Annotated in this window: 18 protein-coding genes and 2 pseudogenes; 14 read left to right on the forward strand and 6 right to left on the reverse strand. The window is 59.6% G+C overall.

Annotated features, from left to right (window positions below):
- Positions 1-144: 144 nt before the first annotated feature.
- From ACFT1A_RS18295 to ACFT1A_RS18305, 3 genes are all read left to right on the forward strand, one after another.
- Positions 145-477 carry a hypothetical protein gene (locus ACFT1A_RS18295; RefSeq protein ID WP_378448123.1) on the forward strand — a complete coding sequence of 111 codons (333 nt, stop codon included), beginning with the start codon at positions 145-147 and terminating at the stop codon, positions 475-477.
- Between the two features lie 270 nt (positions 478-747).
- Positions 748-1,398: a hypothetical protein gene (locus tag ACFT1A_RS18300; RefSeq protein WP_378448124.1), complete on the forward strand. Its 651-nt coding sequence runs from the start codon at positions 748-750 to the stop codon at positions 1,396-1,398.
- A 435-nt stretch (positions 1,399-1,833) separates the two neighbouring features.
- Positions 1,834-2,964 (forward strand): lipase family protein, encoded by a 1,131-nt coding sequence (locus tag ACFT1A_RS18305; protein ID WP_378448125.1) that lies wholly within the window; start codon positions 1,834-1,836, stop codon positions 2,962-2,964.
- Between the two features lie 500 nt (positions 2,965-3,464).
- Here ACFT1A_RS18305 and ACFT1A_RS18310 read toward each other — a convergent pair whose 3' ends face one another.
- From ACFT1A_RS18310 to ACFT1A_RS18330, 5 genes and pseudogenes are all read right to left on the reverse strand, one after another.
- Positions 3,465-3,665: a DUF6301 family protein gene (locus ACFT1A_RS18310; protein WP_378448266.1), complete on the reverse strand. Its 201-nt coding sequence runs from the start codon at positions 3,663-3,665 to the stop codon at positions 3,465-3,467.
- Positions 3,666-3,675: 10 nt separating this feature from the next.
- A pseudogene (locus ACFT1A_RS18315) lies at positions 3,676-3,963 on the reverse strand (DUF6301 family protein); the annotation flags it as partial.
- A 121-nt stretch (positions 3,964-4,084) separates the two neighbouring features.
- Positions 4,085-4,339, reverse strand: a complete 255-nt coding sequence (locus tag ACFT1A_RS18320) for a hypothetical protein (protein WP_378448126.1) — start codon at positions 4,337-4,339, stop codon at positions 4,085-4,087.
- A gap of 3 nt (positions 4,340-4,342) precedes the next feature.
- Complete coding sequence (locus tag ACFT1A_RS18325) at positions 4,343-4,537, reverse strand: DoxX family protein (protein WP_378448127.1); 195 nt, start codon at positions 4,535-4,537, stop codon at positions 4,343-4,345.
- Between the two features lie 26 nt (positions 4,538-4,563).
- Positions 4,564-4,884 (reverse strand): hypothetical protein, encoded by a 321-nt coding sequence (locus ACFT1A_RS18330; protein ID WP_378448128.1) that lies wholly within the window; start codon positions 4,882-4,884, stop codon positions 4,564-4,566.
- Positions 4,885-5,009: 125 nt separating this feature from the next.
- On the opposite strand from ACFT1A_RS18330, the pseudogene ACFT1A_RS18335 reads away from it, so the two are divergent.
- From ACFT1A_RS18335 to ACFT1A_RS18345, 3 genes and pseudogenes are all read left to right on the forward strand, one after another.
- Positions 5,010-5,372 (forward strand): annotated as a pseudogene (locus ACFT1A_RS18335) (sigma factor); the annotation flags it as partial.
- An 88-nt stretch (positions 5,373-5,460) separates the two neighbouring features.
- Positions 5,461-5,658, forward strand: a complete 198-nt coding sequence (locus ACFT1A_RS18340) for a hypothetical protein (RefSeq protein ID WP_378448278.1) — start codon at positions 5,461-5,463, stop codon at positions 5,656-5,658.
- Positions 5,659-5,667: 9 nt separating this feature from the next.
- Positions 5,668-5,841 carry a hypothetical protein gene (locus ACFT1A_RS18345; protein ID WP_378448279.1) on the forward strand — a complete coding sequence of 58 codons (174 nt, stop codon included), beginning with the start codon at positions 5,668-5,670 and terminating at the stop codon, positions 5,839-5,841.
- Positions 5,842-6,015: 174 nt separating this feature from the next.
- On the opposite strand, the gene ACFT1A_RS18350 is transcribed toward ACFT1A_RS18345, so the two are convergent.
- Positions 6,016-6,615, reverse strand: coding sequence for a TetR/AcrR family transcriptional regulator (locus tag ACFT1A_RS18350; RefSeq protein ID WP_378448129.1), 600 nt, complete (start codon positions 6,613-6,615; stop codon positions 6,016-6,018).
- 365 nt (positions 6,616-6,980) lie between these two features.
- Between ACFT1A_RS18350 and ACFT1A_RS18355 the strand changes: the two genes are divergently transcribed.
- The 8 genes from ACFT1A_RS18355 to ACFT1A_RS18390 all read left to right on the forward strand — a co-directional run bounded on the left by ACFT1A_RS18355 (position 6,981) and on the right by ACFT1A_RS18390 (position 14,578).
- Complete coding sequence (locus tag ACFT1A_RS18355) at positions 6,981-7,694, forward strand: TcmI family type II polyketide cyclase (protein WP_378448130.1); 714 nt, start codon at positions 6,981-6,983, stop codon at positions 7,692-7,694.
- Positions 7,684-8,895 (forward strand): cytochrome P450, encoded by a 1,212-nt coding sequence (locus ACFT1A_RS18360; RefSeq protein ID WP_378448131.1) that lies wholly within the window; start codon positions 7,684-7,686, stop codon positions 8,893-8,895. Before ACFT1A_RS18355 ends, ACFT1A_RS18360 begins: the two co-directional genes overlap by 11 nt.
- A gap of 7 nt (positions 8,896-8,902) precedes the next feature.
- Entirely contained in the window at positions 8,903-9,097 is a 195-nt protein-coding gene (locus ACFT1A_RS18365; protein WP_378448132.1) for a ferredoxin, read from the forward strand.
- 47 nt (positions 9,098-9,144) lie between these two features.
- On the forward strand, positions 9,145-10,893 hold the full coding sequence (locus ACFT1A_RS18370) for an acetyl/propionyl/methylcrotonyl-CoA carboxylase subunit alpha (RefSeq protein ID WP_378448133.1): 1,749 nt from the start codon (positions 9,145-9,147) through the stop codon (positions 10,891-10,893).
- 56 nt (positions 10,894-10,949) lie between these two features.
- The gene (locus tag ACFT1A_RS18375) at positions 10,950-12,179 is read left to right on the forward strand and encodes a beta-ketoacyl-[acyl-carrier-protein] synthase family protein (RefSeq protein ID WP_378448134.1); all 1,230 of its coding nucleotides are present in this window, start codon (positions 10,950-10,952) and stop codon (positions 12,177-12,179) included.
- Between the two features lie 41 nt (positions 12,180-12,220).
- Positions 12,221-13,429, forward strand: a complete 1,209-nt coding sequence (locus ACFT1A_RS18380; RefSeq protein ID WP_378448135.1) for a ketosynthase chain-length factor — start codon at positions 12,221-12,223, stop codon at positions 13,427-13,429.
- Between the two features lie 75 nt (positions 13,430-13,504).
- Positions 13,505-13,768, forward strand: coding sequence for an acyl carrier protein (locus ACFT1A_RS18385; RefSeq protein WP_276117484.1), 264 nt, complete (start codon positions 13,505-13,507; stop codon positions 13,766-13,768).
- Between the two features lie 30 nt (positions 13,769-13,798).
- Positions 13,799-14,578: an SDR family NAD(P)-dependent oxidoreductase gene (locus ACFT1A_RS18390; RefSeq protein WP_378448136.1), complete on the forward strand. Its 780-nt coding sequence runs from the start codon at positions 13,799-13,801 to the stop codon at positions 14,576-14,578.
- Positions 14,579-14,612: the final 34 nt, after the last annotated feature.

Below are 14,612 nucleotides of genomic sequence, written 5' to 3' on the forward strand. Positions count from 1 at the left end.
CCCTTGACGGAAAAGACCCGGATCATCACTGACCTATTCTCCGGCGGGCCCGCATCCAGCCAAGGCGCTCTGATCGCTCGCGATCGCCACCGGCGCCTTCGTACTTTGTTTCGGTCGACGTTGAGTAGTTGTACGGATTCGCGGGTGTCGCTGCGCGTGCAGGCTCAGGATGTGACCATCTGGCGGAAGATCGGCGTGTTGTTCCTTGCATTGGTCTGGACGCTCGTGGCGGCGGCCTTGGTGTTGTTCGTTCTGTGGGGATCGATCGACACGAGCTGTGACGGACCTGCGGAACGGGACATGGCTGGTGGCGGATGGCTGGTGATCGCGACATTGTCCGTATGGTCTGGGGCATTCGTCGTGTGCGCGCTTCGTCTCCGCACCGTGACTGCGGCCGTGCTCGCGACACTGTCGGTCGTATCGTCGACACTGGTCGTGGTCAACATGCTCGCCACTGCCTCGGGCCTTTGTTGGTGAATGTCTATTCGTCTTCCTGGTCGTCCACGCGTTCGGATTTTTCGATGATCGCGTGCATCGAAAAAATGCTTATACCCAGCGTGATCGCCCCTCGAACTTCCCGAAAAGAACCGCGTCAAGAAGTGCAGAAGTGTTGCGGGAAAACAATTTCGGGCTCGGGTCGCATAGGTGATCAAGTGCCCCACCGATTCGTTATCCCAGTTCCGCCCGTTCTGGACAGGCTTTCGGGTTCCGCTCATTAGCCACCGTGGTCTTGGACATACTGAGGTCATGACGAGCCGAGGAGTGGTCCGTAGTTGGGACGTGGGGGGTATGCAGGGCGTGATCGACTCCGCAGACACTCCGGGCGGTAGCTGGACTTCATGGACATCTGTAGTGGTCCACGGGTTCCCGGGTTTGGTCGAAGGTCAGGAAGTCGAGTTCGAGTGGAATCAACTCGACGAGCCGGCAGACGGTTACGACTTTCACACCGTGCAGGCGTGGCCAGTCGGCGAGGACCGCACGCCGCCGGGACCGCCCGGTTTCAGGGCTTGGGATATCGATCCCGACGGCACCGTTCACGAGGTCACCGACCTAGACATCGCCGACCTCGACGATACGAGCGCGCCCCCGATCGGCACCCCAGCGATCGGCGTCGTCACCACGTGGAATGGTGAGGAAGGCTGGGGAGTCATCGACTCCGCGGACACTCCGGGCGGTTGTTGGACCTTCTACAGCGCCCTACACCCCGACGAAGTCATCAACGCTCGGCCGGGCGACAGTTTCAGCATCGGCGGAGGGATCAGCGGTCTCGTAGTCGGAGAGCAGGTCGACTTCGAATGGGAGCCGGTCATCGACCAGGACGGATACAAATTTCGTGCGATCAAGGTCAGGCCGCGGCGGGATGTCCCCCCGTGGCGCGTCGAACGAATCGGTAGGTAGCTCGACATCGACGGCACGTCGACGACCACCTGCCCTGCCACGAACGCCGCGAAGCGCTCGCCAACCGCAGCCTCGAGCACCCTCACATCAAAGCCCCACCTCACTGGCTCAACGTCGACGGACCGATCATGCTCGAGGTAGCCCTTGGGCATGCCTCTTCGTGCGCATTCGAGCCCGAAGACAACCATCAATCGTGCACCGTGCCACATCATTGCCCTCACCACGCATTTCCAGCCACACCTTGTGCGCGCCGTAGACCGAATAGTTCTCGGTATGCACGGCTGACCTCGGCTGTAAGTTCTTCGTCGTGCACGGTCCGCTGGCCCCTCGACTGCAGGAGCGGCAACCGAAGATGGTCGAACCAGTACGCCGGCGCCGCCGGTTCGCGCAGAATGGAAGTCGGCGTACACGCGGACGAACCCCGGGAGCGATGCGATGATCCGACGACGGCTCGGCCAAGCATTGATGGTGATCGCGCTCGCCTCCGCGGCCGTTTCGACCGCGCCCGTCCACGCGCAGGAACCGTCGCCAATCACGACGCCGGGCGCAGTGACCGCGGCAACTCCCCTGCCACACTCCTTCTGGATTCCCGGCGCCGCCAACGCATCAAAGCTCACGTACTGGTCCACGGGACCGCTGAACCAGCCCGCGTTGAGTACAGGCGCGCTCTTCCTGCCCCCCGGCGATCCACCCGAAGGCGGCTGGCCGGTCATCTCGTGGGCTCACGGCACTGTAGGTATTTCCGACCAGTGCGCTCCCACCGTGACCGGGACCGTCGGCAGTCCGTACCTCACGAACTGGCTCTCGCAGGGCTACGCGATCGTCGCGACCGACTACGTGGGGCTCGGCACGCCGGGAATCCACGCGTACCTGGACGGACCGTCGGCGGCGCACAGCGTGATCGACATGGTGCGTGCCGCGCGTGCGGTCGAACCGTCGCTCTCACCGCGGTGGTCGGCACTCGGACAGTCTCAGGGCGGGCAGGCCGCGATGGTCACGGCAGCGATCGCCACAAGGTACGCACCCGAATTGGACTACCGTGGCGCGGTCGCGACCGGGGCGCCGTCCAATCTGGAGAACCTTGCACCACTCGTGGGGCCGGACTTTCCCCGCTTGCCGCTGACCGGCAGCACCGTGTTCGTCTCGTACCTCTTGGCCGGACTCCGGGCGGCGCGACCCGATCTCGACATCGATCGCTACCTGACATCACGCGGCACGGATGCCCTGGCCCGAGCCGAAACCAACTGCTACCAGGACATGGCATCGGACCTCGGCGACGTCACGATCGGCGATCTGGTGAACCGGCCCCTCGACGATCCCGCGGTGCTGGCTGCTGCTCGCGGCATGCTGGAGATCCCGACGACCGGGTACGACCGGCCAGTGTTCCTCGGGCAGGGGCTGACGGACGAGATGGTGCCGGCACCGCTGGCTTTGAAACTCGCGGCCGAACTCGCCGCCAACCGCCAACCAGTTACATTCCGCACATATCCGACCGGTCATATCGAGACGATGCGGGCAGCGCTCCCCGAAAGCCTCTCCTTCGTCCGGAATCTCTTCCAGTCGTAGGTGAATCATGCGTTTCGTGAGAGCTTGTCCGACCCACTTTTTATCTTCTCAGCACCGTCAGGAGTGCGCGGCTGACCGAGGATCTGCCGAAGCCGAGCGTTGCAGCTGTGGCGTCGAGGCTCTTGCCCCCGCCGCAGGTTGGACCGTCACCGAACAGTCAATAACCATTGACCTCAATATCGCATGTCCTGGGGGACCGCGGATCTAGACACGTACAGCGTCCAGGCGATTGACTTCGACGTTACGGATCGCTTGGGTACACAGGAAGCTGAATCCAGCGGGCTGCCAGGGTGTGGTTCAGCGGACTGGAGGTGTAGCACGGAAATATCGCTACAGCCACCCTATCCGCGCATACGTGTGCACCGCCCCACCTCGCCGGTCTTCAGGAAGAATTCGACTGGTCGGAGGCCGTCGACAGCATCGATCCATCCAGTCACAGCTGAAATATTCTTCCTGGCAACAGAATTCGACTGAACCTGGTCAGGAGATGGCCTCGATCGCTAGTCCTCGTCCTCGTACTCCGGCTCGGGCTCGGGCTCATCCATCCATGCCTGATATCCCGGACTCTTCAAATCGAGGTAGATTGCACTGACACTTAGGTTCAGTGAAATGACCGCTTTCGGAAGGTCCCATCTGAGAGCTGCCTTTGGTGCGGGTTTGGCGCTTCGTGGCTGTCCCCAGCAGTGCGGTAAGTGCCGTATCGAGGTTCGTGAATCCTTCGACCAGCAACGGGCGCACCACTGTCATGGGCGTAGCGTCATCTGCCACGTCCGAGACGAAGATTGAGATGTAGCGCACCGAACGGTTACGCCCGAACATTATCGATTCGGGCCGACCGACACGGAGGCCGGTCCGAATCGAGGCGCCGGTTTGATCCAATTCAACGACCTCCCATCCAGCCTGTGCGCAGAAGGGTTCCAGGTCATCGACGGCCCAGGTCCAGTCGAATTCTGCGGCGAGGCGGACGATCCGGGTGGCGCCCTCGATGTCGACGTGCATGCGTGGATGCTATCTGCGAGTGTCAATATGACCTGCACCTGGAACGGACGCGCCTAGGAATTGCACGCTGTCAAAGAACTCGGCCGCCGCGGAGGTAGACCTGCTTCGCTGAACGCCAAGGTCAGAGATCCCGCGCCGAGTGTCGCAGCGGCGAGAACGCCAGTGTGCCTGCCGCGATTGCGAACACGATGGTGACGCCGATCAGGGTGGGGCGTTCGCCGATCGCGCCGACCAACAGGCCTGCTGTCACGGCACCGAGGGCGGCCATGGTGCGGTTGACGGAACGCCGGGCGGCATTCACGCGCCCGAGAAGCTCATCCGGAGTGAGCGCTTGCCAAGGGCCCATCTCGTTCGCGTTTTCCGCGCCTGCTGCCACGAGTCAGATCGCTGCGAGCACCCCCACCGGTCGGCAGCCTAATAGGCCGATTGTCAGCCCGAGACCACCTGCGAGCTTGGCTGTGCCCAGCATCGGGAGCCACGACGGTGGTACGCGGACTTGCTCGCAGTTGGCGAGTACGAACTTCGCGTGGGCGTAGTCGGCGATGCCGAAGCCTGCATTCAGGAGCGCAGTCATGAGGACGATCCCTGTGGCAAGTGCGGTCATTTCGAGGTTTCCTGTGCTGGTGCGAGCATGTTGTAGTTCCCGATGACTGTGAAAGGTTGCGGGGCTGCGCCGTCGGATGTCCAGTTCGGGAGTGCTCGGCGGAAGTGTGCTGCTGTTTCGATGCCGAGTAGTGGATTTGCTGCCGGGTAGGCAAGGTTGAGCATCAGAAGGAATTCGCGGCCCGACCGAACTGCAAGGTACTGCAAGCCTTCTGGCGCGGCTGCGGTGACGGCATGGCATACGCGGCGGATTTCCGTCTCGGCGAAAGCTGTGTATTCGTCGTGGGTAGTGAAGCGGACGATCTGTAGTGTGCGCATATCGGGATATGCGCTTTCGGTAGACAAAGGACTTAGTCATCCCTTTGACGACTGCCGCTCCCGAAAGGTGACTCATGGACAGTGAGACCCTCGCCCGACGATTCGACGCACTCCGCCCGCACCTGATGTCCGTGGCTTTCCAGGTCGTCGGCTCCATGCCCGACGCGGAAGACGTAATCCAGGCCGCGTGGTTGAAGGTTGCTTCATCGGATACGAGTGCGATCGCAAATCTCTCCGGCTGGCTTACTACAATCACGACGCGAACAGCACTCGATACGCTCAAAGCGCGTCACCGGCGCCGAGAAAGCTTCGTCGGCGACGCTCTTCCTCCCGAAGGCGAAACAAGCGGCCCGGACGCGGAAGCGCCTCTCGCTGAGTCTGTCAGTCGCGCACTCCTGGTCGTCCTCGTACGTCTCTCCCCGGCCGAGCGGGTCGCATTCGTGATGCACGACGTGTTCGCCATGCCCTTCGACGAAATCGGGAACATCTTGGATCGCACTGCGGCGACAAGTAAGAAGCTGGCGAGCCGGGCCCGCACCAAAATTCACGCCGCACCCGCCCCCTGCGTCCTCACAGGTGGCGGAACACACGAAGATCGTGAAGGTGTTCCTCGCCGCCTCACGCGGAAGCGATATCCCTGCGTTGCTCGAACTTCTTGCACCGGACGTGATCCGAACAGTAGATCCAATTCTCGTTGCGCCCGGAGCGTCGACAGTCATCCGTGGGGCCGCCGAGGTTGCAGACGAGACTTGGCAGTTCACCACGCGCGCGTAGAAGGCAGCAGTGGTGCTCATCGACGGCGAACCTGGCGTCGCTATCGCCCCGTTCGGGCGTCTACTTGCTCTGATGAACATTTCATTCGACCTCAACGGGCAGATTCACCGGATCGACATCACGGCCGATCGTTCCTACATCGATGCCGTGACGCTCACATTGCTAACAGCGGGTGGCGAATAGACCTGTTCGAGGTTGCGGAAAGATAGAAGCACTCGAACCTGGTGGCAGGAGAGCGACTCCACCGACTCTCAGGGAGGCAGCCAGATGAGCGAAACCGCCGCTCCTGCAAGCTTTGTCGCAACATCCGCACCGAAGGGTACGGCGGATGCGAAAATAGGTGCCCCAGGAATCGCGCTAAGTAGCGACGCGGATGGCTGATGCTTCGGCGGGCGTTCCGAAATCCGACCAACCTTCTCGCAGTCGGGCGAATATCGTCCTTAACGTCGATCGCGGTTCTGATCCGTAGGTGACAACGAAGTCAGCGTCTAGCACGTACCGTGCCAAGACTGTTGCCAAAATATCGCCCTGTGGCAGTCCGGCAGCGTCGGCAAGGGCTGCGGCGAGAGACGCTTCCCACCGCCGTTGCATCCTCGATGCGTAGTCCAGGAGTGCTGGAGTGGAATTCACTAGACCGACAAAAGCCGCGGCGGTCTCGTCGCTGCCGCGGTGGGGTACCGCGAGGAAGAACCCCTCGAGCGCGTCCAGAATTGACGCGTTTTGGTCACGTTCGCGAACGACCGTAACCAGCGCCTGCTCGTAGCTGTCGTCCTCGTCGAAGACCAGAGACTCCTTGCTGGGAAAATAAGAGAAAAGTGTGCTGACAGCAGCGTCCACTGAGCTCGCGACCTCTGCGACCGTGACGTTGTCGAACCCTCGCTCGCAGAACAGTGAGAGCGCCGCGTCGGCCAGGCGTTTGCGGGTCTGAGCCTTCTTCTTCTCGCGCAGCCCCGTCATTACGCACACTCCTCCAGTCGCCACACGATAGTCGACTGCAAGTATACAACACGATCATTAAAACAGTGACTCTTTTTTTGTAACTATTCCGATTTGGCGCCAAAAGAATCGCATACACCTGCCGTGACCCCGCAACGGAAGGCCCCGCGTATCGGACTTACAGCATTCCGTCAGGAAATCTTGACATGAACTTTGCACTGTTGTGAGGCGAACCAGCCATGGTTAGCTTCACGTCCTGAAAGATTTTCGCATCATGTGTAGATACTTGTGATGCCGCTATGTGACTCTTTTCCTGTGTACGAGCACGCGTAAGCAATATCGGCTCTATGTCATAACCCGCTCACGCTTCGAGAGGATCGCTTTATATGGGCACGATGGTGACCGCATCCAGGATGAAACCCGACTCTGTGAATCGTGTGGCAGAAATTTTCGCCGGATTCGACGGAACAGAAATTCCCGCCGCGATCGGATTGGTCCGTCGACAACTGTTTATCTATAACGATATTCAAGTACACGTCTACGACTTTGAAGACGACGCGGATGAATCGGCATTGGCGACAGTAAAGTTGGATCCTAGGATGGGCCAACTCGCAGCAGATCTGGCGCCATATGTAACCCCGCTGAATGCTGAAACATGGAATTCTCCAGCGGATTCATCGGCATCAGTGTTCTATAAGTGGCTGGGAAGACCCGGTGCCTTGCCGGCGGCGATGCACAGCACGATCATCGTCGCCAGGCTCGCTGCCGAAGATATTTCGACGGTAGAGAGACTTTTCTCAGAATTTGATCGAACGACAGAATTGCCCGAGCTTATGGGAACGCGTCGGCGTCAGCTGTTTTCGCTCGATGGGCTGTATTTTCATATCCAAGACTTCGATGACCATCGCGGCGGGTCGCGTATCGAGGATGCGAAGTCTGACCCACGCTTCGTGCGGATAAGTCAAGACCTAAATCCCTATATCAAGGTCTTCGACCCGGACACATGGCGCTCGCCGTCAGACGCCATGGCGACCCGCTTCTATCGCTGGGCAGCAACGAAACCTTCCATAACGGAAACGGAGCTTCTCAATGACATCTGACACGCACGACGAGGTTCGTTTTCCGATTCAACGTGAATGCCCGTACGCCATCCCCCCGGTATACACCCGGTTGCGAGACGAAGAACCTGTAAGCCCAGTCGTGCTGCCAGATGGAAGGAAGGCATGGTTGGTCACTCGCTACGACGATGTCCGAGCCGTCATGTCCAACCCCAACCTAAGTTCCGACCGTCGGAATAAGGACTTCCCCGTTGTTGTCGCAGGGCAGAATGCTGCTCTCGCCAAGCACGCACCGTTCATGATCATTCTGGACGGTGCCGAGCACACAGCTGCTCGGCGACCAGTGATCAGCGAATTCTCGGTCCGACGCGTTGCCGCGATGAAACCTCGCATACAGGAAATCGTCGACGGATTTATCGACGACATGCTTCTCCTGCCACAGCCCGTTGACCTCAACCAGGCGTTCTCGCTGCCGGTTCCGTCTTTGGTCGTGTCAGAGATCCTGGGCATGCCCTACGAGGGTCATGAGTACTTCATGGAGCTGGCGGACGTACTACTGCGCCGGACCACCGATGAACAGGGACGTATCGCCATCTCGGTCAAACTGAGAAACTACATGGACAAGCTCATCGAAGAGAAGCTCGATAACCCAGGTGATGATTTGCTGAGCCGCCAGATCGAGTTGCAACTTCGCGACGACGGTGAAATCGACCGACCTCAACTCGCCAGCCTGGCGCTACTCGTATTGCTCGCCGGCCACGAGACGACGGCGAACATGATCAACCTTGGCGTCTACACCGCTCTGTCTAACCCCGCTATGCTTAGTGAGATCAAATCGAGCCCCAAAAAGATCGCGTCCTTTGTCGACGAGATGCTGCGGTTTTACACGATTCCTGACTTCGGTGCGCACCGTTTAGCCACCGCAGATGTTCAGGTCGGAGACGTTCTCGTTAAGAAGGGTGAAGCTGTAATTGCATCAACATTTTCTGCAAATCGTGACCCCGCAGCATTCGAGAATCCTGAGAACATAAATATCAACCGGGACACAAGGCATCACGTGGCCTTCGGCTACGGGCCTCATCAATGTCTTGGTCAAAATCTTGGGCGGTTGGAGCTTCAAATTGTTTTCGAGACTATATTCAGAAGAATCCCTTCCCTGGAGTTGGCTGTAGACGAATCGCAGCTCTCATTCAAAAGCGATGCGCTGGTATATGGACTCTACGAACTCCCGGTCAGGTGGTAAAGGGACTATGAGGATCATCGCAGATCACGGAGTATGCATCGGTGCGGGGCAATGTGTGCGCACCGACCCAAGCCTATTTGATCAGGACGAAAATGGGCTCGTAAAAATCCTCCATGCCAATCTTGGAGAAGGGAAATTGAACTCTGCTGAACGCGCCTCCTACGTATGTCCGGCTCAGGCATTAAAGCTTGCATACGAGTAAGGGAACATTCCGTTCGTTCGCGCTAAACATTCTCATGGAGCCGTCAAGTGTCGTCCAAGATTACGAAACTTCTTATAGCGAACCGTGGAGAAATTGCAGTACGCATCATTCGTACGTGCCGCGATCGCGGAATCCGATCGGTCGCGATCTACGCGAAGCCGGACAGTGCATCTCGCCACGTCACGCTTGCCGATGAAGCATATTCACTTGGCGGCTCTACGCCGTCCGACAGCTATCTTGCTGTCGACAAGATCATTGAGGCCGCGGCCGCATCAGGGGCAGATTCAGTCCACCCAGGCTATGGTTTCCTCTCGGAGAACGCAGATTTTGCCCAGGCAGTTCTCGACGCGGGGCTTGTGTGGATCGGCCCATCGCCCAATGCAATCCGGGCGCTGGGTGACAAGGTCGCCGCACGCAAGATTGCTGCCGAAGTGGGTGCCCCACTTGTACCTGGTACTGCCGATCCAGTCGAGTGTGCCGACGACGTTGTGGCGTTCGCGAATGCACACGGCCTTCCAGTCGCGATTAAGGCAGCGTTCGGCGGGGGAGGACGTGGGCTGAAGGTGGCGTGGGAAATTGGAGACATCCCGGAGCTATTCGACTCTGCTCGCCGCGAGGCGGTTGCCGCCTTTGGACGGGGCGAATGCTTCGTAGAGCGCTACCTCGACAAGCCACGCCATGTCGAAACTCAGTGCTTAGCAGATGAACACTCCAACGTAGTGGTCGTCTCCACACGTGATTGTTCGCTGCAACGTCGGCATCAGAAGCTTGTTGAGGAGGCGCCGGCGCCGTTCCTGACCGCGGAGCAGAACGAACGCATCACTACAGCGTCCAAAGCCATCCTTCGACGTGCTGGTTACGTCGGGGCCGGCACTTGCGAGTTTCTTGTCGGATCTGATGGCTCGCTGTCCTTCCTGGAAGTCAATACTCGACTACAGGTTGAACATCCTGTCACCGAAGAGGTCACCGGCATCGACCTAGTCGACGAGCAGCTACGCATCGCGGAGGGTGAACCTCTTGGATACACCGACCCCCCTCCGCACGGACATGCGTTTGAGTTCCGAATCAATGCTGAGGATCCTGGCCGCAGTTTCCTGCCAGGACCAGGGCGCATCACGAGATTCGACATACCGTCGGGTCCTGGCGTACGTATTGACTCTGGCGTCGTCGTCGGAGACGAACTGGGAGCTGCTTGGGACTCGCTGCTGGCAAAGCTGATCGTCTCTGGACCAGACCGAGCGACTGCGCTACGGCGTGCGCGGCGTGCGCTTCATGAGTTCGCCGTCGACGGCGTGCCGACCGTGCTCCCATTTCACCGCGCCATCGTCACTGAACCAGACTTCGTGAATGCACCAATGCGTGTACACACTCGGTGGATCGAGGACGAATTCACCGAAACAATTGCGCCCCAACAACTGTCCACGGCGCTCGGAAGCGCTCCCGACAGTGAAACCCTGGTCGTCGAGGTCAACGGGAGACGCGTCGAGGTCACTATTCCCGTGGGTCCTTCGGTCGACCGACGCGCGCCTGCACGTCGTCCGCGGTCATCATCAACAACAATGCGCGCAGTATCGGCTGATGCGCTGATCGCACCGATGCTCGGGACAGTCGTCAAAGTCGCTGTCGTAAATGGTGACACAGTCGCTGAAGGTGACCTCGTTGCGGTCATCGAGGCGATGAAAATGGAGCAACCCCTAAAAGCTCACCGCCCCGGCGTGATTGCCGGAATGGACGTGCGCCCCGGCAGCACGATTAGCGGAGGCAGCGTGCTCTGCCGAATCGATCCCAGCGATTAATGCGCTGAATCTCCACCTTTACCTGGTTTTGCCTGACAAATACGGGAAGGAACATAATGAGCAGACGACGTGTAGTCATTACTGGACTTGAGGTGCTCGCACCCGGCGGTGTTGGTTCCGCCGAATTCTGGTCGTTACTGACGGCCGGACGAACTGCCACGCGTCGGATCTCCTTCTTCGACCCCACGCCGTTTCGGTCTCAGGTCGCGGCTGAGATCGACATATCAGTCACCGAATATGGCATATCCGCCCGAGAAGAGCGGCGGATGGATCGGGCAGCGCAATTCGCGCTGTTAACCGCACGTGGAGCCCTACGCGACAGCGGACTCGACGTCGACACCATCGACCCGTTCCGTATTGGGGTTGCCGTCGGCAGTGCAGTCGGCGCCACCACGCGGCTTGATCAGGAGTACCGCATTCAGACCGACTCCGGTTCCCTCGACTGTGCCGACCATCGCTACGCCGACCAGTTCTTCTACGACTACTTCGTACCCAGTTCATTCGCCGCCGAGGTAGCGGATTCTGCAGGCGCGCGAGGACCCTCAACCGTTGTCTCAGCTGGCTGCACATCAGGCCTCGACTCAGTGGGTTACGCCGTCGACCTCATCCGTGAAGGTACCGCTGACGTCATGATCGCGGGCGCGGCCGATGCTCCAATCTCTCCAATCACGATGGCTTGCTTCGACGCCATCAAGGCAACCACCCCACAAACCGAGGAGCCGGAGACCGCCTCACGGCCGTTCGACGACACCCGCAACGGCTTCGTTCTCGGCGAAGGATCGGCCATGTTCGTCCTCGAAGACTACGAGGCAGCGAAGGCCCGAGGAGCACAAATTTATGCCGAGATTGCCGGCTATGCCACTCGCAGTAACGCCTACCATATGACGGGTCTGCGTGCGGACGGACTGGAGATGGCCGAAGCCATTACAGGTGCTCTCGATGAAGCCAGACTCGACGGCACCGTCATTGACTACATCAATGCGCATGGGTCTGGCACCAAGCAAAATGACCGCCACGAGACGGCTGCATTCAAACGCAGCCTAGGCGAACATGCATACAGCACCCCGATCAGTTCAATAAAATCAATGGTCGGACACTCGCTCGGGGCCATCGGGTCGATCGAGATAGCCGCCACCGCTTTGGCAATCAAACACAATGTCGTACCGCCGACCGCAAATCTGCACACTGCAGATCCACTATGTGACCTGGACTATGTTCCCGTAACCGCACGAGATCATGTTGTCGATGTGGCGCTTACGGTGGGTAGCGGTTTCGGCGGCTTTTAAAGCGCAATGGTTCTGGCCGCGCCTGACAAGGCGGTTACACGATGACTGCGGTGGGAGTGACTGGTCTGGGGGTGTTGGCTCCCACCGGGGTCGGCAAACATGACTACTGGGCATCGACCCGTATCGGGAAGAGCGGCATCGGCCCGATCACAACCTTCGACACCACTCGGTATCCGAACCACCTCGCCGGCGAAATTCGCGACTTCGCCCCGGAGCAGTTGCTGCCGGGCCGCCTCAAGCCGCAGACCGATCGAGTCACTCGCCTATCGCTCGTGGCAGCAGATTGGGCCTTGCAGGATGCTGATCTCGATCTGTCCACCCTCGATCCGTTTACCATCGGAGTCTCTACGGCCAGCTCCGCGGGCGGTTTCGGATTTGCGGAGCGTGAACTCCAAGCGTTATGGAGTAAAGGCGGGCAGTATGTCAGCGCTTACCAGTCGTTTGCGTGGTTCTACGCGGTTAACACCGGACAGATTTCGATCCGCAACGGCCTAAAAGGCCCCAGCGGCGTAGTCGTCTCGGATGCGGCGGGAGGCCTCGACGCCATAGCTCAAGCCCGTAGGCAGATCCGAAAGGGGACGACGACCGCGCTTACCGGTGCAGTTGACTCGACGCTCTGCGCCTGGGGACTGGTCGGTATCCAATCCAGCGGACTGCTCAGTACCTGCGGCGATCCCGACCGGGCCTACCTTCCCTTCGACCGAGACGCCTCTGGACACGTGCCGGGCGAAGGCGGATCGATGTTCGTCCTCGAATCAGTAGACTCCGCTCGCCAGCGCGGTCGTGAAGTATATGGCGTTGTCTCCGGCTACGGCGCGACATTCGATCCGGGCGATGGCCCACCACGGAAGGATGGATTGCGCAGGGCGATCTCGAACGCGTTGACCGACGCTGACGTCGCGGCGGACGACATCGACGTCATCTTCGCCGACGCGGCCGGCATCCCCGAACTTGACCGCGCGGAAGCCGACGCCATCATTGACATCTTCGGAAAAAGACGCGTACCTGTCACTGCACCCAAAGCAGCGTACGGTCGCCTTTGCGCCGGTGGCGGACCACTTGATGTGGCAACGGCACTATTAGCGATCGGTGACAGCACGATCCCGCCAACGATCAACGTCGAGCCGGACCATACCTACGGCCTTGACCTCGTGTGCCAACCACGCGCAGCGCGGTTGCACAACGCCCTCGTCATAGCGCGAGGCTATCGGGGATTCAATTCTGCTGTCGTTCTTACCGCGCCGCGCTGAGAGTTTTTGGGCGACAGCCCGATTCATCCTATTTGCGCCAGTCCCGGCACCCACAACGAATGAAGAGGTAAAACCATGAACGCAAGCGAGTTCGGAATTCACGATCTTCGCCGCATTCTCACCGAGGGCTCGGGCGTCGACGACGCAGTCGACCTTAACGACGACATTCTCGACACCGAGTTCGAGGCGCTCGGCTACGACTCTCTGGCAATCCTGGAAACTGCTGGACGAGTGGAGCGCGAGTACAGCGTATCGCTCGATGAATCAGCGCTTCTCGACGCCCTGACGCCGAGAATGTTCATCGATCTCGTCCGCTCTTTGGACACCACCGCCGCCTGACCTGAAACCATCGACGAGCACGGAGGAACCATGACCGACGAGAAAGTCGTGTTGATTGCCGGTGGCACTAGTGGTATTGGACTAGCGGCCGCAGAACTATTCGGCACCCAAGGTGCCAAAATCTATATTGGCGCGCGCACTGCCGAGAACGTGTCCTCGGCAGTGAAGGACCTGTGCGAGAAAGGATATTCTGTCGCCGGATATGAGGTTGACGTCCGTGACGGGGATTCAGTTCGCAACTTCGTTGCAAGCGCCGTCGCTACGTTCGGCCCCGTCGACGTTCTGCTGAACAGTGCCGGCATCAGCGGGGGAGGCGTCACTGCCGACCTCTCCCAAGATGTGTGGGACAACGTCATCGATACCAACCTCAACGGCGTATTCCGGTTGACCCATGCCGTCCTCAATGTTGGTGGCATGCGGGACAAGTCGTGGGGACGCATCATCAACATCGCGTCAACGGCAGGCAAACAGGGCGTCGTCCTTGGCGCCCCCTATTCGGCGTCGAAGCACGGTGTCGTCGGCTTCACGAAGGCACTCGGCAACGAACTTGCCCCCACCGGAATTACCGTCAATGCGGTCTGCCCCGGCTACGTGGAAACGCCAATGGCACAGCAGGTTCGGAGAAACTACGCCAACCTCTACGAAATTACCGAAAACGAGGTGTTGGAGAAGTTCGAAGCGAAAATACCCCTCGGTCGATACAGCACCGCCGACGAGGTCGCCGGCCTGGTCGGTTACCTAGCGACCGACGCGGCTGCGTCGATAACATCGCAGGCCCTCAATGTCTGTGGAGGCCTGGGCAACTTCTGAGCCTGAGTTTTGATCCCATTTTCGAGAGGACTGC

The organism is Rhodococcus sp. NPDC057135, from assembly GCF_042670865.1.
GTDB lineage: Bacteria > Actinomycetota > Actinomycetes > Mycobacteriales > Mycobacteriaceae > Rhodococcus_F.

What these genes read in the sequence shown, in the direction of transcription:
- ACFT1A_RS18360 (WP_378448131.1), top strand. Translation starts at nt 7,684, where the DNA reads ATGACATCTGACACGCACGACGAGGTTCGTTTTCCGATTCAACGTGAA.
- ACFT1A_RS18380 (WP_378448135.1), top strand. Translation starts at nt 12,221, where the DNA reads ATGACTGCGGTGGGAGTGACTGGTCTGGGGGTGTTGGCTCCCACCGGG.
- ACFT1A_RS18365 (WP_378448132.1), top strand. Translation starts at nt 8,903, where the DNA reads ATGAGGATCATCGCAGATCACGGAGTATGCATCGGTGCGGGGCAATGT.
- ACFT1A_RS18325 (WP_378448127.1), bottom strand. Translation starts at nt 4,537, where the DNA reads ATGACTGCGCTCCTGAATGCAGGCTTCGGCATCGCCGACTACGCCCAC.
- ACFT1A_RS18375 (WP_378448134.1), top strand. Translation starts at nt 10,950, where the DNA reads ATGAGCAGACGACGTGTAGTCATTACTGGACTTGAGGTGCTCGCACCC.
- ACFT1A_RS18385 (WP_276117484.1), top strand. Translation starts at nt 13,505, where the DNA reads ATGAACGCAAGCGAGTTCGGAATTCACGATCTTCGCCGCATTCTCACC.
- ACFT1A_RS18300 (WP_378448124.1), top strand. Translation starts at nt 748, where the DNA reads ATGACGAGCCGAGGAGTGGTCCGTAGTTGGGACGTGGGGGGTATGCAG.
- ACFT1A_RS18305 (WP_378448125.1), top strand. Translation starts at nt 1,834, where the DNA reads ATGATCCGACGACGGCTCGGCCAAGCATTGATGGTGATCGCGCTCGCC.
- ACFT1A_RS18355 (WP_378448130.1), top strand. Translation starts at nt 6,981, where the DNA reads ATGGGCACGATGGTGACCGCATCCAGGATGAAACCCGACTCTGTGAAT.
- ACFT1A_RS18390 (WP_378448136.1), top strand. Translation starts at nt 13,799, where the DNA reads ATGACCGACGAGAAAGTCGTGTTGATTGCCGGTGGCACTAGTGGTATT.
- ACFT1A_RS18350 (WP_378448129.1), bottom strand. Translation starts at nt 6,615, where the DNA reads ATGACGGGGCTGCGCGAGAAGAAGAAGGCTCAGACCCGCAAACGCCTG.
- ACFT1A_RS18330 (WP_378448128.1), bottom strand. Translation starts at nt 4,884, where the DNA reads ATGCGCACACTACAGATCGTCCGCTTCACTACCCACGACGAATACACA.